Below are 644 nucleotides of genomic sequence, written 5' to 3'. Positions count from 1 at the left end.
CGGTCAGGCCCTCCCCGGGAGCGGCACCCCCGGGGGCCAGCGAACCGGTGGCGTGCCGGGTCCACGGGGTGTCCTCGGGGGCGTCCTCCGACCGCGAGAACACCGTGACCTGGCGCAGCCCCCGCCCGTCGTCCGCGGCCTCCCCGACCAGCACGCGCAGCTGGACGCCGCCGTCCTCGGGGAGGACGAGGGGGGCTTCCAGCGTCAGCTCGTCCAGGAAGCCGCAGCCGGTCTCGTCACCGGCCCGCACGGCGAGTTCCGCGACGGCCGCGCCGGGCACCACGAGCCTGCCCATCACCCGGTGGTCACCGAGCCAGGCCTGCGCCCGGGCCGCGAGCCGGCCGGTGAACATCACCCCGTAGGAATCGGGCAGGGCGATCGCGGCACCGAGCAACGGGTGGTCGGCCGCCTTGAGACCGACCGACTCCACGTCCTGCGGGGCCTGCGGCCCGCTGTCCTCCAGCCAGAAGCGCTGCCGCTGGAAGGCGTACGTGGGCAGGTCGACGCGGGAGGTACCGGACTCCGCGAAGAAGGTGTCCCAGTCGACGGACATCCCGCAGAGGGCCTCCCAGTCCAGGTCCACACCGTGGCGGTGCAGATCGGAGACCGCCGCCGTCAGGCTCCGCACCTCGTCGCGGCCCCGG

The 644-nt window shown here is 75.0% G+C and carries 1 protein-coding gene; it reads right to left on the bottom strand.

The features are described from left to right. Positions 1-644, bottom strand: a 644-nt coding sequence (locus VR44_RS40410) for a polyketide synthase dehydratase domain-containing protein (RefSeq protein ID WP_045952689.1), incomplete at both ends; no start/stop codon positions are given.

This window comes from Streptomyces katrae, assembly GCF_000966975.1.
GTDB lineage: Bacteria > Actinomycetota > Actinomycetes > Streptomycetales > Streptomycetaceae > Streptomyces > Streptomyces katrae.
The sequence above is the reverse complement of the archived record's forward strand: the minus strand, read 5'-3'. Positions and strand labels throughout refer to the sequence as shown.